Below are 24,083 nucleotides of genomic sequence, written 5' to 3' on the forward strand. Positions count from 1 at the left end.
TACACACATGAGCCGCCTAAAAGAAAAATATTTAAATGAAGTTTCTCCTGCTCTAATGAGCAAATTTGGATATAAATCAGTAATGCAACTTCCAAAAGTTGATAAAATCGTTATCAACATGGGTGTTGGCGACGCAGTTCAAAACTCTAAAGCGCTAGATGCAGCTGTAGAAGAATTGACAATTATCACTGGTCAAAAACCAGTAGTAACTAAAGCTAAAAAATCGATCGCAGGTTTCCGTCTACGTGAAGGTATGCCTATCGGTGCTAAAGTTACATTACGCGGTGAGCGTATGTATGAATTCTTGGATAAATTAATCGCAATCGCATTACCTCGTGTACGTGACTTCCGTGGTGTTTCTAAAAAAGCATTCGATGGTCGCGGTAACTACACTCTAGGTGTTAAAGAGCAATTAATTTTCCCAGAAATCGATTACGATAAAGTTTCAAAAGTACGCGGTATGGACATCGTGATCGTAACGACAGCGAACTCTGACGAAGAAGCTCGCGAGTTATTGACACAATTCGGTATGCCGTTCCAAAAGTAATTTAAACAAGGAGGGCGAAAACGTGGCTAAAAAATCTATGATCGTTAAACAACAACGTAAGCAAAAGTTTAAAGTGCAAGAATATACACGTTGTGAACGCTGTGGTCGTCCACACTCAGTATATCGCAAATTCAAACTTTGCCGTATTTGTTTCCGAGAACTTGCATATAAGGGACAAATTCCTGGCGTGAAAAAAGCCAGCTGGTAATCCCCTAATTTGGGAAGGAGGTAAATGTAATGACAATGACTGATCCGATTGCAGATATGCTAACTCGCATTCGTAATGCGAACATGGTTCGTCACGAGAAGTTAGAAGTACCAGCTTCCAACGTGAAAAAAGAAATCGCTGAAATTTTAAAGCGTGAAGGTTTCGTACGTGACGTAGAATACGTGGAAGACAACAAACAAGGTATCATCCGTATCTTCTTAAAATACGGTAAAGAAAACGAACGCGTTATCACTGGCCTAAAACGTATTTCTAAACCTGGTCTACGTGTATATGCTAAAACAAATGAAGTTCCTAAAGTACTGAACGGTCTTGGTATCGCTTTAGTGTCAACTTCACAAGGTTTATTAACAGATAAAGAAGCTCGCGCTAAACAAGTTGGCGGCGAAGTTCTAGCATACGTTTGGTAATTAGCAATAAATGAATGGAGGTGCAACTAAATGTCTCGTGTAGGTAAAAAAATTATCGAGGTACCAGCTAACGTAACTATTACTGTCGAAGCTGACAATACTGTTACTGTTAAAGGTCCTAAAGGCGAACTTGTTCGTTCTTTCCACCAAGATATGAAAATTGAGCAAGAAGGTAATGTGATCTCTGTATCTCGTCCTTCTGATTCAAAAGAACACCGCACAAACCACGGTACAACTCGTGCGCTATTAGCGAACATGGTTACTGGTGTTTCTGTAGGTTTCGAAAAATCATTAGAACTTATCGGTGTCGGTTACCGTGCGCAATTACAAGGTAAAAAGCTTGTACTTAACGTAGGTTACTCTCACCCAGTTGAGTTCACACCAGAAGATGGTCTTGAAGTAGAAGTTCCTTCTAACACAAAAATCATCGTTAAAGGTATCAGCAAAGAACGCGTTGGCGCTCTTGCATCTAATATCCGTGACGTTCGTCCACCAGAGCCGTATAAAGGTAAAGGTATCCGTTACGAAGGCGAATACGTTCGTCGTAAAGAAGGTAAAACAGGTAAATAATGCTGCTTAAGCATTAGAAAGGAGTGACCCTTGTGATTACGAAACAGGATAAAAATCAAGTTCGTAAAAAACGTCATGCGCGAGTACGTTCTAAAATTACGGGTACTGCTGAGCGTCCACGCTTAAACGTATTCCGTTCTAACAAGAACATCTACGCTCAACTTATCGATGACGTAGCAGGCGTAACACTTGTTAGCGCATCTTCTCAAGAGAATGGTTTTGAAGGTGCTGGTAACAACGTAGAAGCTGCATCAAAAATCGGTGAAACAATCGCGAAACGCGCTACGGAAAAAAATATTACTGCTATAGTATTTGACCGTGGTGGTTACTTATATCATGGACGTGTTAAAGCTTTAGCTGAAGCTGCACGTGAGAACGGTTTAGAATTTTAATAAGAAGGAGGGACACATTTCATGAGTCGAATTGACGCAAACAAACTTGGAGAACTTGAAGAACGCGTAGTTACTATTAACCGTGTTGCTAAAGTTGTTAAAGGTGGACGTCGCTTCCGCTTCACAGCATTAGTTGTAGTTGGCGATAGAAACGGACATGTTGGTTTCGGTACTGGTAAAGCTCAAGAGGTGCCAGATGCTATCCGTAAAGCTGTTGAAGATGCGAAGAAAAACTTAATCGAAGTGCCACGTGTAGGTGGAACAACTCCACACTTAGTGCTTGGTCGCTTCGGTGCAGGAGAAATCCTAATCAAACCTGCTGCTCCTGGTACAGGGGTTATCGCTGGTGGTCCAGTACGTGCCGTACTAGAACTTGCTGGTATTACTGATATTCTTTCAAAATCACTTGGATCTAACACACCAATTAACATGGTGCGTGCTACTGTTCAAGGTTTAACTGAATTAAAACGCGTAGAGGACGTTGCAAAATTACGTGGCAAATCAGTGGAAGAAATATTAGGATAAGGGGGGAATAATAATGGCTAACAAATTAGAAATCACCCTTACAAAATCTGTGATCGGTTCTAAACCGGCACAACGTAAAACTATTGAAGCTCTTGGTTTGCGTAAATTAAATCAAACTGTTGAGAAAGCTGATAATGCAGCTACTCGCGGTATGCTTGATAAAGTAGCTCACTTAGTTACTGTAAAAGAAAATTAATTTTTAATTAATGAACAAGGAGGTGCCACCCACTATGAAACTGCATGAGTTAAAACCAGCAGAAGGTTCTCGTAAGCAACGCAATCGCGTTGGTCGTGGTATCGGTTCTGGTAACGGTAAAACTGCGGGTAGAGGACATAAAGGTCAAAACTCTCGATCTGGCGGCGGTGTACGCCCAGGCTTTGAGGGCGGACAAAACCCGTTATTCCGTCGTTTACCAAAACGTGGCTTTACGAACATTAACCGTAAAGAATACGCTATCGTTAACCTTGACACATTAAACCGTTTCGAAGACGGTGCAGAAGTAACAACTGCATTATTACTTGAAACTGGTCTTGTGAGCAATGAAAAAGCTGGAATTAAAGTTCTTGGAAACGGAACACTTAACAAAAAGCTTACAGTTAAAGCTCATAAATTCTCAGCTTCAGCGAAAGAAGCAATCGAGAATGCCGGCGGAACTACTGAGGTGATTTAATGTTTCAGACAATCTCTAACTTTATGCGTGTTCGAGATATAAGAAATAAAATCATTTTCACTCTTTTAATGTTAATCGTTTTCCGTATTGGTACATTCATACCAGTACCGAACGTTGACGCAAATGTATTAAAGGCAACTGATGAGTTTAACCTCGTTGGTTTCCTCAATACTTTTGGCGGTGGTGCTTTGAAAAACTTCTCTATCTTCGCGATGGGAATTATGCCATACATCACAGCCTCAATTATTGTTCAGTTATTGCAAATGGACGTAGTACCGAAGTTTGCTGAGTGGGCAAAGCAAGGTGAAGTCGGAAGACGTAAACTTGCACAATTTACTCGCTACTTTACAATTATTCTTGCCTTTATTCAATCATTCGCGATGTCATTTGGTTTCAACAAAATGTATGGTGGATCTTTGATTAAAGAAGAGGGAATTCTAACTTACGTTACAATTTCAATTGTATTGACAGCTGGTACAGCTTTCCTTGTATGGCTTGCTGAGCAAATTACTGCACATGGTGTTGGTAATGGTATTTCTGTCGTAATTTTCGCAGGTATCGTTGCAGCATTACCTACAGGAATAAACCAAATTTATGCACAACAAATAGAGGGTGCTGGTGATAAACTGTTTATTAACATTATCATCCTTGCATTACTTGCTTTGATTTTACTTGCAATTGTCGTTGGTGTAATTTACGTGCAACAAGCACTTCGTAAAATCCCAATTCAATATGCAAAACGAGTTACTGGACGCAATCAACAAACAGGTGGTCAACAAACGCACTTACCGTTAAAAGTAAATGCTGCAGGGGTTATTCCGGTAATCTTCTCAGTAGCGTTCCTTGTTACGCCTCGTACGTTAGCAGCGTTCTTTGGTCAAAATGATGTAACAACATTCATTGAAAACACGTTTGATTATCAGAAACCTGTTGGGATGTTGATTTACGTTGCATTGATCGTCGCGTTCACATATTTCTATGCATTCGTACAAGTGAATCCAGAAAATGTGGCAGACAACTTGAAAAAACAAGGTGCTTACATTCCAGGTATTCGCCCGGGTGAAAACACTCAAACGTATTTAACAAGCGTGTTATATCGTCTGACTTTTGTTGGCGCGATATTCTTAACTGTAATTGCTGTAATGCCGATTATATTCATCAACCTTATGAATCTACCTGCTTCAGTGCAAATCGGTGGTACTAGTATAATTATCGTAGTCGGCGTAGCGCTAGAAACGATGAAACAGCTAGAATCCCAACTTGTTAAACGTCACTACAAAGGCTTTATGAAATAATGTTGATTTTAAGGGAACGTTCTTCGTTTCCTGAAATCAGCAAACCTTTTGTGGGAGGACTATTTCCGATGAATATCGTTTTAATGGGTCTGCCAGGTGCTGGTAAAGGTACACAGGCAGATAAAATTGTTGAGAAGTATGCAATTCCTCATATTTCTACAGGAGATATGTTCCGTGCCGCTATTAAAGATGGTACAGAACTAGGCTTACAGGCTAAATCGTTTATGGATCAAGGTGCTCTTGTACCTGATGAAGTAACGATTGGTATTGTTCGTGAGCGACTTGCTAAACCTGATTGTGAAAAGGGCTTCTTATTAGATGGATTCCCACGTACTGTTCCACAAGCTGAAGCTTTAGATAGCATTTTAGCTGATCTTGGTAAAGCTATTGAGCATACGTTAAACATTCAAGTTGAAAAAGATGAGCTTATTGCTCGTTTATCAGGTCGTCGTATTTGTAAAACTTGTGGTACATCTTATCATTTAATTTTCAATCCACCAGCTGTGGAAGGTAAATGTGATAAAGACGGCGGCGAACTTTACACACGTGCGGATGATAATCCTGAAACGGTTGCAAACCGTCTGGAAGTAAATATGAATCAAGCACAACCTTTACTTAACTTCTATGAAGCTAAAGGTGTGTTAACAAATATTGATGGACAGCAAGATATTAATAAAGTGTTTGCTGATCTTGATGCTCTTTTACAGAGCAGCCGCAGCTGATACCCGGCTCCGGGCGCAGAATACTGCTTCCGCGGGAGGCATGCGGGAGCAACACCGAAACATAATTTTTTTGAGAGTTGCAAAAGCATATTGTGCCCGGTATATATTTCTTTTAAAAAGTGCAACATTACTTTTAAGAGAGTATAATGGGTTTCGTGGAAGCATCTGTGTAACGGGTATGAATATCTCATCAAAGACATTCCGGTATTCGTGTAAACATGGGAGATTCAGTGCCTATACTGGTCCTGTATATTCCGTGGATTGTGTGAAGCGAAACCAGACGAGCGTCTTTCAAACATCTCTCATACAATCCAAACATATGTTGAAACGAGGTTGCTTCTATAGTTGCAGCAGATATCCGTTTGATGTAACGATGAGAACTTTAATTTGCATATAGAGAGGAGAGACAGAGTAGATGGCGAAAGATGATGTAATTGAAGTCGAAGGGACAGTTGTTGAGACTTTGCCAAACGCGATGTTTAAGGTAGAATTAGAAAATGGACATGTGATTTTAGCACACGTATCTGGTAAGATTCGTATGCACTTTATCCGCATTCTACCTGGAGATAAGGTTACTATCGAGTTATCTCCTTATGATTTAACTCGCGGTCGTATCACATACCGTTTTAAATAATCTTTTGCGCTCCGGACTATTAAGGAGGTTAGGTTAGATGAAAGTGAGACCATCTGTGAAACCGATCTGCGAAAAATGTAAAGTAATTCGCCGACGCGGTAAAGTAATGGTAATCTGTGAAAATCCTAAACACAAACAAAAACAAGGTTGATTCTAAAGGAGGTGCACAACGTACATGGCACGTATTGCTGGTGTTGACATTCCTCGCGACAAACGCGTGGTAATTTCATTAACTTACATTTACGGTATTGGTAAAACTACAGCTCAGAAAGTATTAGCTGGCGCAGGTATTTCAGAAGATACACGCGTACGCGACTTAACTGAAGATCAGTTAAACCTAATCCGTGAACAATTAGATTCTTACAAACTTGAAGGTGACTTACGTCGCGAAACTTCATTAAATATTAAACGTCTGATGGAAATCGGTTCATTCCGTGGTATCCGTCACCGTCGTGGTTTACCTGTTCGTGGTCAAAATACGAAGAACAATGCGCGTACGCGTAAAGGTCCTCGTAAAACAGTTGCGAACAAGAAAAAATAATACGTAAAGGAGGTTCCTTCTTAACATGGCTCGTAAACAACAAACTCGTAAACGTCGTGTGAAAAAGAATATCGAATCTGGTATTGCACACATTCGTTCTACATTTAACAATACAATTGTAACGATTACAGATATGCAAGGTAACGCTGTATCTTGGTCAAGTGCTGGTGCTCTTGGTTTCCGTGGTTCACGTAAATCTACACCATTCGCTGCACAAATGGCTGCAGAAACTGCTGCTAAAACATCCCTTGAACATGGTCTGAAAACGTTGGAAGTAACTGTTAAAGGTCCTGGTGCTGGTCGTGAAGCTGCAATTCGTGCACTTCAAGCTGCTGGTTTAGAAGTAACTGCTATTAAAGACGTTACTCCAGTTCCTCACAATGGTTGCCGTCCGCCAAAACGTCGTCGCGTGTAATGGGTGCGTCTCATATTGTATGAGAACATCATTTTTTGTACAGACTGTCTTGTGCAGATATTAAACGATACGTCAATGACGATCGAATCTATGATGGAAAGAACCTATACATTCGATGTTTTGAAGGAGGGTAAATGAAATGATCGAAATTGAAAAACCAAAGATTGAAACGGTGGAGATCAGCGAAGATTCCAAATATGGAAAGTTTGTTGTAGAACCGCTTGAACGCGGATATGGAAACACTTTGGGTAATTCTTTACGTCGTATCCTTCTGTCTTCATTACCAGGAGCTGCTGTCACTTCAATCCAAATTGATGGTGTACTTCACGAATTCTCTACTGTAGAAGGCGTTGTAGAAGATGTAGCTTCAATTATTTTGAACGTGAAAAAGCTTGCTCTTAAAATCTACTCTGACGAAGAAAAAGTTATTGAGATTGATGTAAAGGGCGATGGTACAGTTACGGCTGCTGACATTACACATGACAGTGACGTAGAAATTTTAAACCCAGATCTATATATTGCAACAATCGCTAAAAACGGTCATTTACGTATGCGTATGTACGCTCAACGCGGCCGTGGTTACACTCCTGCTGATCAAAACAAACGTGAGGATCTTCCTATCGGCGTGATCCCGATCGACTCTATTTACACTCCAGTATCACGCGTCAATTTCCAAGTGGAAAATACTCGTGTAGGTCAGTCTTCTGACTACGATAAACTTTCTCTTGATGTGTGGACAGATGGTAGCATCGGTCCGAAAGAGGCGATTTCGCTCGGAGCAAAAATTTTAACCGAGCATCTAAACATCTTCGTTGGCATGACAGATGAGGCACAAACTGCTGAAATCATGGTCGAAAAAGAAGAAGACCAAAAAGAAAAAGTTTTAGAGATGACTATTGAAGAACTTGATCTTTCTGTTCGTTCTTATAACTGCTTAAAACGCGCTGGTATTAATACAGTACTAGAACTTGCGAATAAGTCAGAAGACGACATGATGAAAGTTCGTAACCTTGGACGTAAGTCATTAGAAGAGGTAAAAGCGAAGTTAGAAGAGCTTGGTTTAGGGTTACGCAAAGAAGACTAAGCGATTTAAACAAAACTTATAAGATCAGATATTTTTTATAAAGGAGGGAAACATCCATGGGTTACAGAAAACTTGGTCGTACAAGTTCTCAACGTAAAGCGATGTTACGTGACTTAGCTACTGATTTAATCATCAACGAGCGTATCGAAACTACTGAGGCTCGCGCTAAAGAAGTACGTAAAGCTGTTGAAAAAATGATTACATTAGGTAAACGCGGAGATTTACATGCACGCCGTCAAGCTGCTGCATTCATCCGTCGTGAACTAGTAACAACTACTGACGAAGAAGGTAACGAAACAACTTCATTTGCGCTACAAAAGCTATTTGATGATGTTGCACCACGTTACGCAGAACGTCAAGGTGGTTACACTCGTATTCTTAAAGTAGGTCCTCGTCGTGGTGACGGTGCACCTGTTGTTGTGATTGAATTAGTTTAATCATAAGAGAAAACAAGTGGTGAAGAGGGTGGAACCACCACCCTCTTTCTTTATAAAACGATTTATACGACAAATAATTAAGCTGAGCGTTATGATGAGCGGACACTGTTGTGTGGCGTCTCGTTTAGCTCTCCGCACCTCATTCAAAAGAAACAAGGGCTTGAGCACCCGTGTTTCTTGTAAATGTAACGACTAGCGCATTTCTATCGAATGAGGTGCGCGCTTTTTTATTATTAACAGCGCCAATTGATGGTGCTTTTTTTAATATATAGGAATAAGCGCTTAGGCACTTTTCTTATATCGACATATTGATTGTGGTAGAATTCATACATAAAAAAGTGTAAGTTAGTTAGTATAGCTGAGCATGTAGAGAGGAGTTCTAGAAATGCCCGAAATTTTATCATTAAATAATGTGACTTTTTCATATACACCTGAAGATCCAGAGCTGCGAAATGCTGTCGAAAATGTAAGCTTCGCCGTACAGGAAGGTGAATGGATTGCTATAGTTGGCCATAATGGTTCTGGTAAATCAACGATAGCCAAATTAATGAATGGTTTACTATTCCCGCAGCAGGGAGATGTACGTATATTACGAGAAGTATTAAATGAAGATAATCTGTGGGAATGTCGCTCGCAAATGGGGATGGTTTTTCAAAATCCAGACAATCAATTTGTAGGAGCTACAGTGCAAGATGATGTTGCCTTTGCTCTTGAAAATAACGGCATACCGTTTGAAGAGATGGTAAAGCGTGTGCATGCATCACTAGAACAAGTGAAGATGAGCAATTTTTTGGATCATGAGCCACATCATTTGTCTGGCGGACAGAAGCAACGTGTCGCTATTGCAGGGGCATTAGCTTTGAAGCCAAAGTTGCTCATTTTAGATGAGGCAACATCTATGTTAGATCCACAAGGACGTGTAGAGGTTTTACAAACTGTACAAACATTACGCGCAGAAACTGGGCTAACGGTTTTATCGATTACACATGATTTAGAAGAAGCCATGCTGGCGGATCGTATACTTTTCATGAATGATGGCAAGAAGTTTGCAGAAGGCCCACCTGCTGAAATATTTTCGCTGGGGAACAAGTTAACGGAGTTAGGTCTTGATCTGCCATTTGCCATGAAGTTATCAAAGTTATTGCAAAAGGAAGGTGTTCCGTTAATGGGACAACATATGACAGAAGAAGAGTTGGTGAATGATTTATGGACATCAAACTTCAACAAGTAAGCTATGCATACTCTCAAGGAACACCTTTTGAAAAACGTGCGTTATTCGATGTGGACTTTGAGATTCCATCTCACACGTACCAAGCGATTATTGGCCATACGGGGTCCGGTAAATCGACTATTCTTCAGCATTTTAACGCACTTCTAAAGCCTACATCAGGTAAGGTGCAAATAGGAGATCGCACAGTGGAAGCTGGTAAAAAGGCAAAGGATTTAAAGGCGGTTCGCCAACGTGTAGGTATTGTTTTTCAATTTCCAGAGCATCAGCTGTTTGAAGAAACGGTATTAAAGGATATTATGTTCGGTCCAATGAATTTCGGTGTCTCAGAGAAAGAAGCCGAGATACGTGCTAGAGAGCTTGTCCGTTTAGTTGGATTGCCTGAAAATGTGCTCGACAAATCACCATTTGATCTCTCGGGCGGACAAATGCGACGTGTAGCAATTGCGGGTGTATTGGCTATGGAGCCAGAGGTGATTGTTTTAGACGAACCAACAGCTGGGCTAGATCCTCGTGGACAAAAAGAAATTATGGATATGTTTTATGCATTACATCGGGAGCGTAGTTTAACGACGATTCTCGTTACGCACAGTATGGAGGACGCAGCTCGTTATGCTGACAATATCGTTATTATGCATGAGGGGAAAAATGTATTGAGTGGAACACCACGTGATATTTTTAAGGATGTTGAAACATTAAAGCAATTTCGTTTAGAACCACCACGTATTGTACGCTTCCAACAAAAGATTGAAAAGCTGATCAATACACCTCTAGCAAAGGTATGTTTAACAGAAGAGGAGCTAGCGATTGAAATGGCTCGATTATTGAGAGAGGAGCGTGCAGAGTCATGATGGAGAAGATGATTTTCGGGCGCTTCCTGCCAGGAGATTCTCCTGTTCATAGGCTTGACCCACGATCTAAACTCGTATTCGTTTTTGCATTTATCATTATTGTATTTTTAGCTAATAATACAATAACATATGCAATGCTATTAGCATTTACGTTACTCATTGTTTTAGTGTCACGTATACGCTTGTACTTTTTAATAAATGGCTTGAAGCCTGTTCTCTTTTTAATGGCGTTTACTTTCTTGCTACATATTTTTATGACGAAGGAAGGCGACCTATTATTTCATTGGAAATTTATCTCTATCTATGAGGGAGGCGTTCGCCAAGGGATTTATATTTCAACACGTTTCCTAGTTTTAGTGTTTATGACGTCTATTTTAACACTGACAACATCTCCGATTTCCATTACAGATGGGATTGAGGTATTGCTAAATCCATTGAAAAAAATAAAAGTACCTGTTCATGAGCTAGCGCTAATGATGTCCATTTCACTGCGCTTTATTCCAACGTTGATGGATGAGACAGATAAGATTATGAAGGCGCAAATGGCGCGTGGTTCTGATTTATCCTCAGGACCGATAAAAGACCGTATTAAAGCGGTTGTACCACTGTTAGTACCACTCTTTGTAAGTGCCTTTAAACGTGCAGAGGACTTAGCGACTGCGATGGAAGTTCGAGGCTATCGTGGCGGTGAAGGGCGTACGCGCTATCGTAAGTTAAAGTGGGATATAGGCGATACATTTGCGCTTGCCTTATTAGTAGCAATGGCTGTTTTATTATTTTTCTATAGAAGTTAAAGGAGTAGCTTTATGCGACGATTAAAAGCAATTATTAGTTACGATGGAACGCAATTTTCTGGTTATCAAGTGCAACCAGGAGAGCGTACAGTACAAGCAGAAGTTGAGCGTGTACTTGCTGTTATGCATAAAGGTAACAAGGTCAAAGTAACGGCAAGTGGTCGCACTGATGCAAGAGTACATGCAACTGGACAAACACTGCATTTTGATACGCCGCTTGCAATACCAGTAGAAAAATATATGAAGGCGTTAAATGTTCAGCTTCCGAGAGATATCCGTGTATTATCGATTGAGGAAGTAGCAGATGATTTTCATGCACGTTATAGTGTAACAGGAAAACGCTATCGCTATATATGGTCCTGTGAGCTTGTACAAAGCCCGTTCCGTAGACATTACACAGTTGAGACGAATGGTGTGAAACCAGACGTGAAAGCGATGCAGGAGGCTGCAAATGCTATTATCGGGACGCATGACTTCTCATGTTTTTGTGCGGCGAATACTAGTGTACAAAATAAAGTGCGAACAGTAAACGCACTTCAATTTGAGTGGCATGGTGAAGAGCTACATATGGTCATTGAAGGTAGTGGCTTCTTATACAATATGGTACGCATCATTGCCGGCACTTTATGGGAAGTTGGCATAGGGCGCAGAGAAGTGAAAAATGTCGAGGTCGTTGTTGCATCGATGGATCGCGACCAGGCTGGAAAAACAGCGCCACCACAAGGTTTATACCTTGAAAAGGTATTCTATTAGGGCGCTTTGTTTAAGAGAATACGGTATGTTTTATAGGAGCGGAAATTCGCTTTAAATGGAACAAAATATGAGGGGCAAAATGCCAATGCAAATGCCAAACGTTACCCTGTACAACTTCACCAGGTGTTTAATGAAATTGCTTGACTTTAAAAGCCATTCATTATATGATAACAGATGGTATTTTCATTACCACCACAAAATAAGCCCCGAAACTTATAGTGTAGACTAATGAAAAATAACGGTAATCGAATCGATTAGGAGGATATATACATGCGTACAACATTCATGGCTAAAGGTCACGAAGTAGACCGTAAATGGTTAGTAGTTGATGCAGAAGGCCAAACTCTTGGACGTTTAGCTTCTGAAGTAGCTGCAATCTTACGTGGTAAACATAAACCAACATTCACACCAAACGTTGACACAGGTGATCACGTAATCATCATCAACGCTGACAAAATTCATTTAACTGGTAACAAATTAGAGGGTAAACTTTACCGTCACCATACGCAATTTGCGGGTGGTTTAAAAACTCGTACTGCTGGTGAAATGTTAGAAAAGTACCCAACACGTATGATCGAATTAGCTATTAAAGGGATGCTTCCTAAAAACTCTTTAGGTCGTAAAATGTTCGGTAAACTTAACGTTTACACTGGAACAGAACACCCACATGCTGCACAAAAACCAGAAGCTTATGAGCTTCGTGGATAATATAAATTAAGAGGAGGATATTACTTTGGCACAAGTTCAATACATCGGCACTGGTCGCCGTAAAAGCTCTGTAGCTCGTGTACGTTTAGTACCAGGTACAGGTAAAATTGTTATCAACAAACGTGAAATCGAAGAATACGTACCATTCGCTGCATTACGTGAAGTAATTAAACAACCATTAGTAGCTACTGAAACTACAGGAAGCTATGACATCCACGTAAACGTTAACGGTGGTGGATATACTGGTCAAGCTGGAGCTGTACGTCATGGTATCGCTCGTGCTCTACTTCAAGTAGACCCAGATTTCCGTGCTGCACTTAAATCAGCTGGATTACTTACTCGTGATTCACGCATGAAAGAACGTAAAAAACCAGGTCTACGCGGCGCTCGTCGTGCACCTCAGTTCTCAAAACGTTAATCATCCGATTATATGCGTTTTCAAAACCCTTTCCCACTTTTGTGGGGAGGGTTTTTTTGTTTGAAATTAAAGTGTTACTTCCGCTTACTAGGAAATAAAAAACTATAAAAAAAATAATATAAGAAATATTCAAAATATATTTACAAAAAAATATATAGGATGATAATATAAAAATACCTTAAGGTAAAACAGTCTCTATATATAGAAATTAATGTGAAAGTTTATGTAGATTGAAGCTCGTTTGTCTATGGAAATTTGCATATTAAATTTTAAAATGGAGGGTGATGATTAATGGCTACTCAGGTTCGTTCTGATGCATATAATGTTGGAAAAAATATGGGTGAAGCTTTAAATAATACAAAGGTAGGGCAAACATTTAATAGTACTGCAAAAAAGGTTGGACAAGTATTTGTAGATTATGGGAAAGCAATTAATAAGGCGGCTCAACAAACGGTTTATGGAAATATGAATGAACCAGCATCAATTATTGGAGGTTCCTTTTATGGGGCAGCAAAGGGTGGTTTAAAAGGCGTCGCCAAAGGTGTGGGTACTGCCATGCTTTTAGAATTTGGGGTTAGGTCTGTTCACAATATAATTCATGATGTAATTCTCGGGTCTAAATAATGATAAAAAAGTAACAAGTTGGGATTTTTTTCAACTTGTTACTTTTCTAGTTAGAGAACTAAACTGTACCAAAAATGAAAGAGGACTGGTTTAATGAATATTAAATATAATAGTCAAATTAAATTAGAATCCGTTTTATTAGTATATTTAGATAAAAAAATGCAAAAAAATAAATTGAACCTTATTAGTAAAAATGGCTTGCAGTGGGAAGTCCCTATCGAAGAGAAAAAGCGAATTGCAAACAACATAAATTATTATGCTTTTATAGTGAATGAAAAATTTTGTGTTTGCGATCCGAATTGTCATAGTATTGATGAAGTGAATAATATGTATTTTTCAAAAGTAGCTAATACAGTTAAACAAGTAAAAGATATAGAGCTTGAAAATTCGGTCACTGGCAAAGATTTTCAGCAGTCTACTTTTAATATTATTGGTAAAACTAATGTATTTTCAAATTTAGATATAGCAATTTGTTATAAGGCAAATTTGAAAAATATACTAGAGGACTCACTGATACTTTTCCAAATTATTAATCCAAAAGGAGAGTTACATTTTTTGGATTTTGAATGCTTAAAGAAAAATAAAGATAATGGTAAAAGAATCTATTATGCAGGATTAAAAATCACGCCCCTATTAGTGGAGGGAATATGGACATTCCAGTTAATATTTAAAGATAAAATAATCGATTCAAAAGAAGTGCTGTACAAATTGTATAAAAGCAATTACAGAAAAGAGAGTGGATACGCTGGTAACTATAGTTTATACGATGTAGAAATTTAAAAATCTATAAGTATTAATTCTAATTTGCAAAGGATGTGGAAACATTCTTATGAATATGGAAAAGAAGCGAGACATTGCAGCAAAGTGTTTACTCGTATGCTTTATTAGTTTTTATTTCTTAACTACTGAAATTTTTGCTACTTCAAAGCAGTTTAGATATACGGGCTACATCATTTTTTTCTTTATAGCAGTATTTATAAGGTATAAATTTAAAGATAAAAAATCGGAATAACTTGAAATTAGAACACATCATTTAAATCTACGCGTATACCCTCTGTTTTAGGATACTTTTATTTGCACTTACATTTTAATAACACCAAATTGGCAAAGGATGTGGAAACATTCTATGAATATGGAAAAGAAGCAAGACCTTGCTTTCAAGTTTATTCTCGCCTACTTTATCGTTTTTATTATCTTAAAAGAAATATTTACTTTTTCAAGGCTGGTTAATTATGCTGTTCCCATCATTGGATTCCTCATCGCAGCATTTTTACGTTATAAATTGATTGTAAAAAATCGGAATAAATCCTAAGAATTAAAGCTTACGTATGGTCACCTCTTTTTAATATCATTATTTATGAATCTCTGCATCTACTAACTAGAAAATAATAAGGAATATGCAAAGGATGTGTAAACATTCTAATGAATATGGAAAAGAAGCGAGACATTGCAGCAAAGTATTTTCTCCTATGTTTTGTTATTTTTTATATCTTAACTGAAATTTTTGCGACGTCAAAACAATTTAGATTTACAGGGTACTTCATTGGTTTCCTCATTGCTATATTCTTACGTTATAAATTTAAAGATAAAAAATCGGAATAACTTTTATGTAATAAGATCTTTAAAAAATATCTGAAAATATTGACAAATAATATATTTTCTTTGTAAAATTTAAAAAATAATAATTGATACTATATTAACTTAAAAAGCTATAAAAAATGATTACATAAAATTAGCTAGATTTTAAATCAATTGATAAATAGAAAAACTAAAAATAGTGGGTGGTGATTTTAAAACAATACTGTAACAAAAATTATTTACTAGACCCTCGAAGTGCATCTGGATTTTACAACTCAACGCTTAAAACACAGATTGAACAACCTCTTAAATTTAAAAAACCAAAATATATAAATTAAAGATCAGAGTCGCTTTGCATCCTTTAAATTTAAAGCTGACGAACACACTATAGAGAAACATCAATCTTTCATTACCATACTAAGAAAGTTTTATTCGCTCTATATGAACAACCCCACCCTTTGCCTGTGACAAAATCTAAATATAGTCATGTTAATTTCTTGTTTCAAGAACATCAGTTCAACCGTTAATAGTCAAATAAGTTTAACTTTTTTATATGCAAAATATTGATTCTAAATTAATAGAGGAAAGAGGTATTTAATAATATGCTTAAAAAGCAAGACGTCCTCTTTTTATTTTTAATGGTATTAATAATTTTAGGTTGTGAATATTTCAAAGAAAATGAAACTTCATTAGAGGATAAAAAAGTAAAAGTCGGCATTATTGATAGTGGTATTTTTGTCCAACATGAATTGTTTAAAAATTTGAATTTATGTAATTACGATATTTTAGAAAAAAAGGAAGTGGATAATCCAATTGATTTATTGGGGCATGGTACTGCGGTTACATCAGTTATAGTTAATAACTTGGAATTAGAAGAACAAAAGAATATTCAATTCTTTAATATTGTTTATTTAAATGAAAATGGGAAGGGGGAAATAGAATACTTTGTTGATGCGGTTGAATGGGCTATTACAAAAGAAATAGATGTTCTTAATTTAAGTATTGGTTTCCAAAGTTATCATTCAGAAATAGAAAGAGTAGTAAAGAAAGCTTTAGATTCTGGAATGATTATTATTAGTTCTGCAGGTAATAATTTGGGGTTTAATAGTGATTTTCCAGCACGTTTTAAAGATGTTATTTCAGTAAGCGCTGTAACTAAAGAAAATATGCAGTTAGCAACATCTTCAACTGGGAAAGTAGATTTTGTCGCTCAGGGTCAAAATATTAGGGTTGCAGATTTAGATGGTACATACAAAATACAATCAGGTTCTTCTTTGGCTACGGCTTATGTCACTTCATTTGTTATGAAAGAAATGCTGTCTAAATCTAATATAAAAAACAATAAAGACGCATTCAATTTATTGAAAAAGTATGCCTTGGACTTAGGTGTAGATGGAAAAGATGAAATATACGGTTATGGTTTAATTAAAATGTAGAGCCAGGAGGGGTAAATATGAAAAAAATTATTTATGCCATAATTTTTACACTTTTTGCTTCTAATGTTCTTCCACATGTTAGTTATGCGTATATGCCTACTTTTGAGAATAATAATGTGCAGCAACATGAAGGTATAGAAATTAACTCTGAAGAAAATGATGAGAATTTAATAGTAGATATTTCATTAGCAACTGACGATGTGAAAGCTAGTGCACAATTGACCTTTGAATATCAAAATAATATGCATGGTTCTGTAAAATATTTAGAGGAAATGCTGCATGATGATGTAATGGAAAAGGACTATGAATTGCAAGTCCTCGAATTTACAGAAGAGAACTACCATGTTAATTTGACTGATATGCTAACAGGTGAAAGGACTGAGCTAAATTCTCTTCACGCTGAAGCCACAGCACTACCTGCAGTGGCAATACTGATAATTAGGGTTGGATTACAATATGCTATAAAGCATTATGGCAAAAAAGCGGCTATAAAAGCTTTAATCGATTTAGGTGTTTCGCAAATTACAGAACAGTTTGGTGGTACAGTAAAAACTGCTAAAAATAATAAAGGTAAAGTAATCACCATTCCAAATAAAAAGCAGGAGATTGTTGTCCGATTAATGGAAGATGAATCAGGAGTTAGATCAGATCCTTATTGGCGTATGTCCGTAGGTAGTAAATCAATAGATATAAATGGTAACTTTGAAAGTAAAAAAGAAAAAACACATATTAAGTTAGACGAATCTTCACCTGCTACAATTATTAAACTAATAAAAAAATTCAAAAAATAGGAGATAATATGGAAAGAAACAAAATGATTGAAGAAATTGAAAAGCTTTTATTTAAACAAGCCGAGTTCGGGAGAGTATATAAATTTAATATTGATTATTTCGAAAAAACTGTGAGATTAGTAGTGCTGGGTGTTAGCGGAAGACAAATTGAAAAAACAATGATTTTATTTGAACAAGTGCTTTCACTATACATGTGTCAGTTTGACGAAGCAGAAGGGATTCGTTTAAATGAACTAGGATATGGAGATGATGTATTGTTATCAGAAATAGGCTATCATCCTAATGGATTCGGTAAAATTAAATTGGACAGAATAGATTTAAAATCAAATATAATAAAAGAAAATGTAGCTGATACAAACTTTTATTTTCAATTAAACGACAAAGATTATTTCTTTCTTGAAGCGAATCGCTTAGTAATCAATGATAAAGAGTTTAATAATCTTTTAAAGTTTAAAAAGGATACTTGAGCTAAAAATATTTAAAATTGATTGTAGTGTGGAGATACTATGACGAGAGAAAAAATGATTGAAGAAATAGAGACACTTTTATTTACAGAAGCAGAGTTTGGAAGGCTTTTTGATGTTCAAATCGATTATTTAAAGGAAACTGTAAGATTAGATGTGCTTAGTACAAGCAGAAAACGCATTAAAAAGACCATTCTATTATTTGAACAAGTACTTTCTGTGTACGTGTGTAATTCAGAGGATGCAGAGGGCTTTCGTTTAAACGAGCTGAATGATAAGGACGAAGCATTATTATCAGAAATCAGCTACCACCCATATGGATTTGGTAAAATAAAAGCGGAGATTTTAAATACAAAATTAAAAGGTATTGAAATTACTTCAAATACTAATTTTTATTTCCAAGTAAATAATAAAGATTATTTCTTTCTTGAAGCGAATCGTTTAGTCATCAATAATAAAGTGTTTAATAATTTGTTAGTACTTTAAAAAGAGGTTAAATTAGATGTAGGAAGTTTAAATTGATTTCAATAATTTAGTAAAAATAAGAGTAGGGATAGATTATGAAGCGGGAGAAAATAATTGAAGAAATAGAGACACTTTTATTTACACAAGCTGAGTTCGGTATAGTTGTTGATATTAATATAGATTATTTTGAAGACAATGTGAAATTAATTGTGGTTAGCTTAGGTGAAAAGCTAATTGAAAAAACAGTTATATTATTTGAACAAGTACTTTCTTTGTACATGTGTAAGTCTGATGATGCAGAGGGATTTCGTTTAAATGAGCTTGGTTATGGGGATGATATATTGTTGTCAGAAATCAGCTACCACCCATATGGCTTCGGTAAAATTAAAGCTGAGAACATAAATGCCAACTTAAAAGATATCGAAATTACTTCAAATACCAATTTTTATTTCCAAGTAAACAATAAAGATTATTTCTTTTTGGAAGCCAATCGTTTAGTAATCAATAATAAAGTGTTTAATAATTTGTTAGTTCCTTAAAAACGTGAATTCTTTTAAGTGAAGGAGATATTATGGAACAAGAAAAAATAATGGAAGAAATTCAAATGCTTTTATCGGAAGAAGTAGAGTTCGGTGTCGTGATGAATGTAGATATAGGTTATTTTGGAGAAACCGTTAAATTAGTTGTCGCTAAAAAATACAAACAAGAAGTTTTGAAAAAGGTCGTATTCTTTGAACAAGTACTGTCTTTCTACATGTGTCAGCTCGAAAATATAGAGGGCTTTCGTTTAAATGACTACGATTACGGAGATGAGCAATTGCTAACAGGGATTAGCTATCATCCAAATGACTTGGACAAAATTACAATAGAAAGTTTAGACCCAGAATTAAAAGGTATTGAAGAAATTTCATCTTCTACAAATTTTAGCTTCCACATTAACAATAAAGACTGTTTCTTTATAGAAGCGAATCGTGTAGTTTTTGAAGGTAAGGTTTTTAAAGATTTAATCGCGCCAGAAAGTGAACTGAAATGGGAAGATGAAAGTTGATTGACTAGAAGCTGTGCGTGGAGCGTACCGAAACATAAATCATACATTTTAAACTCTCAAGAAGCTTGGGAGTTTTTTTGTTTACTTTCTAGCATAGTTCCACCATGAACTTCGTACACTATCTATAAAGGGTGGTGGATATGGGTGAAGCGCTGGCTTGCACTAGGAGTAATTATGCTGATGAGTATAGTGGTCGTGGCATATGAAACGAATGCTTCGGACCGCAACTTCTTCTTACCTGACCCACTTGGTGGCATAAAAATTGTCATTGATGCGGGACACGGTGGTCAGGATGGAGGTGCTTCAAAGGGCGAAGTAATTGAAAAGGAAATTACACTTGCAATTGCTCAGCATGTGGAGAAGCAATTAAAGAAGAAAGGCGCAACGGTTGTGATGACACGTACAAAGGATGGAGATGTTATTGAAGAACACGCGCCATCAGAAAAATTTGGTACATTGAGGGAACGAAAAAAGCAGGATATCTTTTTACGAAAGGATATTGTTGCAAAAGAACAACCAGATATTTTCGTTACAATTCATGCCAATGCAATTCCTGAAACAAAATGGCGTGGAGCGCAGGTGTTTTATCATAAAGAAGGACATGCTGATGGGGAATTGCTAGCGAAGAGCATTCAGCAATCTATTCGAACGAACTTACAAAATACTGATCGGGAAGCATTATCGATCAAACAAATCTACTTGCTGAAAAAGGCAGAAGTACCTGCTGCGTTAGTGGAGACTGGATTTATCAGTAATGATGAGGAACGTGCACTATTAGTAGATAAAAAATATCAAGAGAAAATGGCAACTGCTATCGTTGAAGGTATTGAAGACTACTTACTTGGGAAAATTGAATAGAGCAACAGCTACTATGTAAATCAGAGCATTATGATATACTAACATTGACAGAAAATAAGGGGAGTGTTCGTCGTGATAACTGAACAACAAGTACGAGAAAAACTGGGACAACTACAAGATCCATTTTTACATAAAACCTTAGCAGAAACAGACGGTATTACGAATGTATCAATTAAAGAAGAAAAAAATCATGTTAGTGTAAAAATTGCTATTGCTAAAACAAATACACCTGAACAAATGCAACTTCAAATGAAAATTGTGGATGTATTAAAAGAAGCGGGCGCTAACACAGTTGGTATTCGTTTTGAAGAGTTATCGGCAGAAAAACTGCAAAGCTTCCGTGGAACAGCAACAGAAGCAGAAGCTCAAGATATTTTATCACCACTAAGCACAGTGCAGGTAATTTCAATTGCATCTGGTAAAGGTGGCGTAGGGAAGTCTACAGTGTCTGTTAACTTAGCGGTTGCTTTAGCACGCCTTGGTAAAAAAGTAGGCTTAATTGATGCCGACATTTATGGATTTAGTGTGCCCGATATGATGGGTGTTACAGATATGCCGAAAGTAGTGGATAATCGTATTTACCCTGTTGACCGTTTTGGTGTAAAAGTGATTTCAATGGGATTCTTCGTTGAGAATAACGCACCGATCGTTTGGCGCGGGCCAATGCTTGGAAAGGTATTAGATCAATTTTTCCGTGATGTAGAATGGGGCGAACTAGATTACCTTCTATTAGATTTACCACCAGGAACAGGCGACGTCGCTTTAGATATTCATCAAATGTTACCTTCTTCAAAAGAAATTGTTGTGACAACGCCTCACCCAACAGCAGCATTCGTTGCAGCTCGTGCAGGTGCAATGGCTCTACAAACAGAACATGAGATTCTGGGCGTTATTGAAAATATGGCATGGTTTGAGTCAAAATCAGGGGAACGTGAATTTGTATTTGGCCAAGGTGGCGGTGCAAAATTAACTGAGGAACTTCGTACAGAGCTACTTGGACAGATTCCACTAGGTCAGCCAGATTGGACTGATGAAGATTTCGCGCCTTCTGTGTATGCCGAAAATCATTCTACAGGACAAACTTATTTAGATATTGCTTCGAAAATCATTGAAAAATTAAATAAATAAATAAAAAGGATTTCCTCGAATAGCTGAGGAAATCCTTTTTGTTTTGTGAAGTTATTTGCTTTTGTCATCCTTATTTGCGCTGCCATCACTTTCACCGCTAGCCTCTTTTTTACTATCGCTTTCCGATGAAGTACTTTCACCGCTTTTTTTGATAAGCTCCAGCCATTTCGCTTGCATTAGCGGACTTTCAATCGTTTCCTTTACGACTTCCTCCATTTGCTTGCGAAGATTGGATGATTTTAAAATCGTTTCCATTTGCTTTTGCATATCAGGTTGACCAAAGAATGACTCCATATCCTTTTGGAATGTGGGATCTTTCATTAGTTCCTTCATAATATCCGATTGCTGCTTTTGCATACTTTTGGCTACAGTTTCTTTGAACTTTGGATCCTCGAATGTCTTTTTCCAAAAATCCTCAGCTTCTTTTGAAAGCAAAGTCTCTTCTGTCGCCTTTTTCACTTCATCATGTTCTAATATCAATAATTCACGAAAACTCGGTTCCTCTAGAAGCTGTCGTAACGCCTTTTTTCCATCCTCTGTTTGTAGAGAGTCGATCATAATTTTTTTTATCTCATCATAAGACATGGTAGAGGTTTTATCTTGTTGAGAGCAGGCAGCAAGAAATAGCGTCAAAATCAGTAATAAAGTCAATTTTCGCATTAAACATCAGTCCTTTCTATAGATAGACTCTTTCAATTATTGTTCACATTTATGATGACTTTATGTATAGCTTGCGAAGAGAAATAGCTTTTTTAACAATGCATTGTTAAAATGATTACAGATATATGAAGAAATTGGGGGACTTTGAGTTGTGACGATACGAAATTGGGCAAAGTTTTTCTTCTTTGCAATGCTCGTTGGTGGCGTAGTCAACGGAATTTTTAGTTTATTTATTCGATGGAGCTTCTTTCAACCATATGTAGCAAATGGTCAATGGGGGGAATTTTTCGCAGGGATTCTATGGATGGTATTCCTAGGGTTTACGATGAGTGTTATTGCACAGGCAGGTTTTTTCGCCTATTTAACGCTTCATCAGGTAGGTGTTAACATCTTTAGAACACTGACATTATGGAATTGGGTACAGCTATTATTAATTGTTATTACCATTTTCGATATTGTGTTCTTCCGTTTTGTACCTGGTGTAAAAGATGGACAAAGCTGGGTGTTTTATTTAGGGCTGTTAATTGTATTAATTTTCGCTTCAATTGCTACAGCTGTACAAAAAGTTAAAATGACAGGAAAAAAACATGTTCTAGTGTCTGCATTATTTTTCATGATTGTTGTTACAACTTTAGAGTGGACAATCGCATTAATGGGGCGCGATGAAAATATTAACGAATATGTTGCATTATTGTTATTCCCATTACTAGCTGTAAATGCATATCAATTATTAGTATTACCAAAATACAACGCAAAATCCGATGAAGATCGCAAAAAATTAGAAGAACGTCGTAAAGCGCGACTTAATCAGGCAAAAAATGCATAGTTAATGTAAAAAATGAGTAGCCTCAAATATGATGAGGCTACTTTTATTATGGGGTTTTTTTAGATTGCACTGAGTAACCGAATATATTTTCTTCAATCGACATAAATTTATTTTGTTGCAATAATGTATTTAACTCTTTAAAAGTGACCTTAGTGTCTTGATGTAAAGGAAGAAATAAAAAATCTCCTTTTTGTAATTCGGGCGTTTTTTCACCTTGCCAAATGAGTGAAGGAGAAAGAATATTTATTTGTTTTTGAAATAAGCTTTTTTGTAAATCCTGAGAATACTGATGATTTCGTGTAGCAAACCAAAGTGGTGTTGTCTTTAAATATTTTTCATAAGTACTAACATCTTTTTGCAGCAATGCAATATCAATTGGTACTTCTACTGAATCCTCGGGACCTAGTAATCCTGTGGGCAGTTTTCTTTGTTGTATTACTTTAATATGCTCTGGTGATCGTTCAATCCATGCTGCATCTAAAAGAAGAAGCGGATAAGGTGCTTTTACATTTTTAAGCCAATCTAAAAGTTTATCATCAGAAAAGGAAATTTCGACAATAAGAGAAGTGCCATAATGCCCTTTTGTTACAACCGTTGGTGCATTAGCAATATTAAATACAGAAATCATCGTAGAATTTATTGGTTTAATAAAGATAAACAATATTACTATGACAACTAGTGATATCAACGTTTTACGAAGCATATTAAAAACCCCATTTCTATAATTTTAAACATAAAAATAAACTCCTTAAAAAAACTTATGATTTTATGTTGACTTTCATGATTAATCGATGTTATTATGTATAAGTCGCCAAGAGATGACGCGACAAACGAAACAAAATGAACCTTGAAAACTGAACAAGCAAAACGTAATCAATATAGTTTTTACTAGCTAACATATGTTAGTGAACGAAACAAAATTTTGGACATCAAAATTGATGCCAGCAAAACAATTTGAGCTAATCAAATTTCTTTTATGGAGAG

At 36.8% G+C, this 24,083-nt stretch carries 35 protein-coding genes and 1 pseudogene; 34 read left to right on the forward strand and 2 right to left on the reverse strand.

Annotation, left to right across the window (positions count from 1 at the left end; translation table 11 throughout):
- Positions 1-7 precede the first annotated feature (7 nt).
- From rplE to ACIQXJ_RS21605, 33 genes and pseudogenes are all read left to right on the forward strand, one after another.
- Positions 8-547 (forward strand): 50S ribosomal protein L5, encoded by a 540-nt coding sequence (gene rplE / locus ACIQXJ_RS21445; protein ID WP_024364365.1) that lies wholly within the window; start codon positions 8-10, stop codon positions 545-547.
- Positions 548-569: 22 nt separating this feature from the next.
- On the forward strand, positions 570-755 hold the full coding sequence (locus ACIQXJ_RS21450; protein ID WP_004233656.1) for a type Z 30S ribosomal protein S14: 186 nt from the start codon (positions 570-572) through the stop codon (positions 753-755).
- Between the two features lie 29 nt (positions 756-784).
- Positions 785-1,183 carry a 30S ribosomal protein S8 gene (gene rpsH, locus ACIQXJ_RS21455; RefSeq protein WP_401012537.1) on the forward strand — a complete coding sequence of 133 codons (399 nt, stop codon included), beginning with the start codon at positions 785-787 and terminating at the stop codon, positions 1,181-1,183.
- Positions 1,184-1,213: 30 nt separating this feature from the next.
- Positions 1,214-1,753, forward strand: coding sequence for a 50S ribosomal protein L6 (rplF, locus tag ACIQXJ_RS21460; RefSeq protein WP_401012538.1), 540 nt, complete (start codon positions 1,214-1,216; stop codon positions 1,751-1,753).
- Positions 1,754-1,785: 32 nt separating this feature from the next.
- Complete coding sequence (gene rplR, locus ACIQXJ_RS21465; protein WP_401012540.1) at positions 1,786-2,145, forward strand: 50S ribosomal protein L18; 360 nt, start codon at positions 1,786-1,788, stop codon at positions 2,143-2,145.
- 21 nt (positions 2,146-2,166) lie between these two features.
- Positions 2,167-2,670 carry a 30S ribosomal protein S5 gene (gene rpsE, locus ACIQXJ_RS21470; protein WP_024364362.1) on the forward strand — a complete coding sequence of 168 codons (504 nt, stop codon included), beginning with the start codon at positions 2,167-2,169 and terminating at the stop codon, positions 2,668-2,670.
- 13 nt (positions 2,671-2,683) lie between these two features.
- Positions 2,684-2,866 (forward strand): 50S ribosomal protein L30, encoded by a 183-nt coding sequence (rpmD, locus tag ACIQXJ_RS21475; protein ID WP_024364361.1) that lies wholly within the window; start codon positions 2,684-2,686, stop codon positions 2,864-2,866.
- A gap of 34 nt (positions 2,867-2,900) precedes the next feature.
- The gene (gene rplO / locus ACIQXJ_RS21480; RefSeq protein ID WP_173479258.1) at positions 2,901-3,341 is read left to right on the forward strand and encodes a 50S ribosomal protein L15; all 441 of its coding nucleotides are present in this window, start codon (positions 2,901-2,903) and stop codon (positions 3,339-3,341) included.
- Positions 3,341-4,636 (forward strand): preprotein translocase subunit SecY, encoded by a 1,296-nt coding sequence (gene secY / locus ACIQXJ_RS21485; protein WP_173479259.1) that lies wholly within the window; start codon positions 3,341-3,343, stop codon positions 4,634-4,636. Before rplO ends, secY begins: the two co-directional genes overlap by 1 nt.
- Positions 4,637-4,704: 68 nt before the next feature.
- A complete protein-coding gene (locus tag ACIQXJ_RS21490) occupies positions 4,705-5,358 on the forward strand; it encodes an adenylate kinase (RefSeq protein ID WP_340821776.1) in 654 nt (217 codons plus the stop codon).
- A gap of 249 nt (positions 5,359-5,607) precedes the next feature.
- Positions 5,608-5,685 (forward strand): annotated as a pseudogene (locus ACIQXJ_RS21495) (type I methionyl aminopeptidase); the annotation flags it as partial.
- Between the two features lie 88 nt (positions 5,686-5,773).
- The gene (infA, locus tag ACIQXJ_RS21500; protein WP_004233690.1) at positions 5,774-5,992 is read left to right on the forward strand and encodes a translation initiation factor IF-1; all 219 of its coding nucleotides are present in this window, start codon (positions 5,774-5,776) and stop codon (positions 5,990-5,992) included.
- Positions 5,993-6,029: 37 nt separating this feature from the next.
- Positions 6,030-6,143, forward strand: coding sequence for a 50S ribosomal protein L36 (rpmJ, locus tag ACIQXJ_RS21505; RefSeq protein ID WP_000868344.1), 114 nt, complete (start codon positions 6,030-6,032; stop codon positions 6,141-6,143).
- Between the two features lie 24 nt (positions 6,144-6,167).
- Positions 6,168-6,533 carry a 30S ribosomal protein S13 gene (gene rpsM, locus ACIQXJ_RS21510; protein ID WP_024364357.1) on the forward strand — a complete coding sequence of 122 codons (366 nt, stop codon included), beginning with the start codon at positions 6,168-6,170 and terminating at the stop codon, positions 6,531-6,533.
- Positions 6,534-6,558: 25 nt separating this feature from the next.
- Positions 6,559-6,948, forward strand: a complete 390-nt coding sequence (gene rpsK / locus ACIQXJ_RS21515; RefSeq protein ID WP_004233731.1) for a 30S ribosomal protein S11 — start codon at positions 6,559-6,561, stop codon at positions 6,946-6,948.
- 139 nt (positions 6,949-7,087) lie between these two features.
- Positions 7,088-8,032 (forward strand): DNA-directed RNA polymerase subunit alpha, encoded by a 945-nt coding sequence (locus ACIQXJ_RS21520; protein ID WP_004233733.1) that lies wholly within the window; start codon positions 7,088-7,090, stop codon positions 8,030-8,032.
- Between the two features lie 56 nt (positions 8,033-8,088).
- Positions 8,089-8,469 (forward strand): 50S ribosomal protein L17, encoded by a 381-nt coding sequence (gene rplQ / locus ACIQXJ_RS21525; protein ID WP_010860588.1) that lies wholly within the window; start codon positions 8,089-8,091, stop codon positions 8,467-8,469.
- Between the two features lie 385 nt (positions 8,470-8,854).
- Positions 8,855-9,700, forward strand: a complete 846-nt coding sequence (locus ACIQXJ_RS21530) for an energy-coupling factor ABC transporter ATP-binding protein (RefSeq protein ID WP_403057441.1) — start codon at positions 8,855-8,857, stop codon at positions 9,698-9,700.
- Entirely contained in the window at positions 9,676-10,548 is an 873-nt protein-coding gene (locus tag ACIQXJ_RS21535) for an energy-coupling factor ABC transporter ATP-binding protein (RefSeq protein WP_403057444.1), read from the forward strand. Before ACIQXJ_RS21530 ends, ACIQXJ_RS21535 begins: the two co-directional genes overlap by 25 nt.
- Positions 10,545-11,342 (forward strand): energy-coupling factor transporter transmembrane component T family protein, encoded by a 798-nt coding sequence (locus tag ACIQXJ_RS21540; protein ID WP_403057447.1) that lies wholly within the window; start codon positions 10,545-10,547, stop codon positions 11,340-11,342. The genes ACIQXJ_RS21535 and ACIQXJ_RS21540 overlap by 4 nt, the downstream gene beginning before the upstream one ends.
- Before the next feature lie 12 nt (positions 11,343-11,354).
- Positions 11,355-12,095, forward strand: a complete 741-nt coding sequence (gene truA, locus ACIQXJ_RS21545; protein ID WP_403057450.1) for a tRNA pseudouridine(38-40) synthase TruA — start codon at positions 11,355-11,357, stop codon at positions 12,093-12,095.
- A 270-nt stretch (positions 12,096-12,365) separates the two neighbouring features.
- Positions 12,366-12,803, forward strand: a complete 438-nt coding sequence (gene rplM / locus ACIQXJ_RS21550) for a 50S ribosomal protein L13 (RefSeq protein ID WP_173479261.1) — start codon at positions 12,366-12,368, stop codon at positions 12,801-12,803.
- A 25-nt stretch (positions 12,804-12,828) separates the two neighbouring features.
- Positions 12,829-13,221 carry a 30S ribosomal protein S9 gene (gene rpsI / locus ACIQXJ_RS21555; RefSeq protein WP_004233744.1) on the forward strand — a complete coding sequence of 131 codons (393 nt, stop codon included), beginning with the start codon at positions 12,829-12,831 and terminating at the stop codon, positions 13,219-13,221.
- 291 nt (positions 13,222-13,512) lie between these two features.
- A complete protein-coding gene (locus ACIQXJ_RS21560; RefSeq protein ID WP_403057453.1) occupies positions 13,513-13,845 on the forward strand; it encodes a hypothetical protein in 333 nt (110 codons plus the stop codon).
- Between the two features lie 93 nt (positions 13,846-13,938).
- The gene (locus tag ACIQXJ_RS21565) at positions 13,939-14,625 is read left to right on the forward strand and encodes a hypothetical protein (protein ID WP_403057456.1); all 687 of its coding nucleotides are present in this window, start codon (positions 13,939-13,941) and stop codon (positions 14,623-14,625) included.
- Positions 14,626-16,025: 1,400 nt separating this feature from the next.
- Positions 16,026-16,859, forward strand: a complete 834-nt coding sequence (locus ACIQXJ_RS21570) for a S8 family peptidase (protein WP_403057459.1) — start codon at positions 16,026-16,028, stop codon at positions 16,857-16,859.
- A gap of 17 nt (positions 16,860-16,876) precedes the next feature.
- Positions 16,877-17,650 carry an SAR2788 family putative toxin gene (locus ACIQXJ_RS21575; RefSeq protein ID WP_403057462.1) on the forward strand — a complete coding sequence of 258 codons (774 nt, stop codon included), beginning with the start codon at positions 16,877-16,879 and terminating at the stop codon, positions 17,648-17,650.
- Between the two features lie 8 nt (positions 17,651-17,658).
- Positions 17,659-18,117 carry a YxiG family protein gene (locus tag ACIQXJ_RS21580; RefSeq protein WP_401021116.1) on the forward strand — a complete coding sequence of 153 codons (459 nt, stop codon included), beginning with the start codon at positions 17,659-17,661 and terminating at the stop codon, positions 18,115-18,117.
- A gap of 39 nt (positions 18,118-18,156) precedes the next feature.
- Positions 18,157-18,600, forward strand: coding sequence for a YxiG family protein (locus ACIQXJ_RS21585; protein WP_403057465.1), 444 nt, complete (start codon positions 18,157-18,159; stop codon positions 18,598-18,600).
- Positions 18,601-18,674: 74 nt separating this feature from the next.
- Positions 18,675-19,118, forward strand: a complete 444-nt coding sequence (locus tag ACIQXJ_RS21590; RefSeq protein WP_403057468.1) for a YxiG family protein — start codon at positions 18,675-18,677, stop codon at positions 19,116-19,118.
- A gap of 32 nt (positions 19,119-19,150) precedes the next feature.
- On the forward strand, positions 19,151-19,627 hold the full coding sequence (locus ACIQXJ_RS21595) for a YxiG family protein (protein ID WP_403057470.1): 477 nt from the start codon (positions 19,151-19,153) through the stop codon (positions 19,625-19,627).
- A 144-nt stretch (positions 19,628-19,771) separates the two neighbouring features.
- Positions 19,772-20,485: an N-acetylmuramoyl-L-alanine amidase gene (locus tag ACIQXJ_RS21600; RefSeq protein ID WP_403057473.1), complete on the forward strand. Its 714-nt coding sequence runs from the start codon at positions 19,772-19,774 to the stop codon at positions 20,483-20,485.
- Between the two features lie 72 nt (positions 20,486-20,557).
- Complete coding sequence (locus tag ACIQXJ_RS21605) at positions 20,558-21,613, forward strand: P-loop NTPase (RefSeq protein ID WP_401021122.1); 1,056 nt, start codon at positions 20,558-20,560, stop codon at positions 21,611-21,613.
- A 51-nt stretch (positions 21,614-21,664) separates the two neighbouring features.
- Here the strand turns inward: ACIQXJ_RS21605 and gerD are convergent, their stop codons facing one another.
- A complete protein-coding gene (gerD, locus tag ACIQXJ_RS21610) occupies positions 21,665-22,273 on the reverse strand; it encodes a spore germination lipoprotein GerD (protein WP_340821796.1) in 609 nt (202 codons plus the stop codon).
- 151 nt (positions 22,274-22,424) lie between these two features.
- Between gerD and ACIQXJ_RS21615 the strand changes: the two genes are divergently transcribed.
- Positions 22,425-23,099, forward strand: coding sequence for a KinB-signaling pathway activation protein (locus ACIQXJ_RS21615; protein ID WP_401012560.1), 675 nt, complete (start codon positions 22,425-22,427; stop codon positions 23,097-23,099).
- Positions 23,100-23,145: 46 nt separating this feature from the next.
- Here ACIQXJ_RS21615 and ACIQXJ_RS21620 read toward each other — a convergent pair whose 3' ends face one another.
- Entirely contained in the window at positions 23,146-23,802 is a 657-nt protein-coding gene (locus ACIQXJ_RS21620; protein WP_403057477.1) for a hypothetical protein, read from the reverse strand.
- Between the last annotated feature and the right edge of the window lie 281 nt (positions 23,803-24,083).

The sequence above is a fragment of the Lysinibacillus sp. NPDC097868 genome (genome assembly GCF_044761135.1).
Taxonomy (GTDB): domain Bacteria; phylum Bacillota; class Bacilli; order Bacillales_A; family Planococcaceae; genus Lysinibacillus.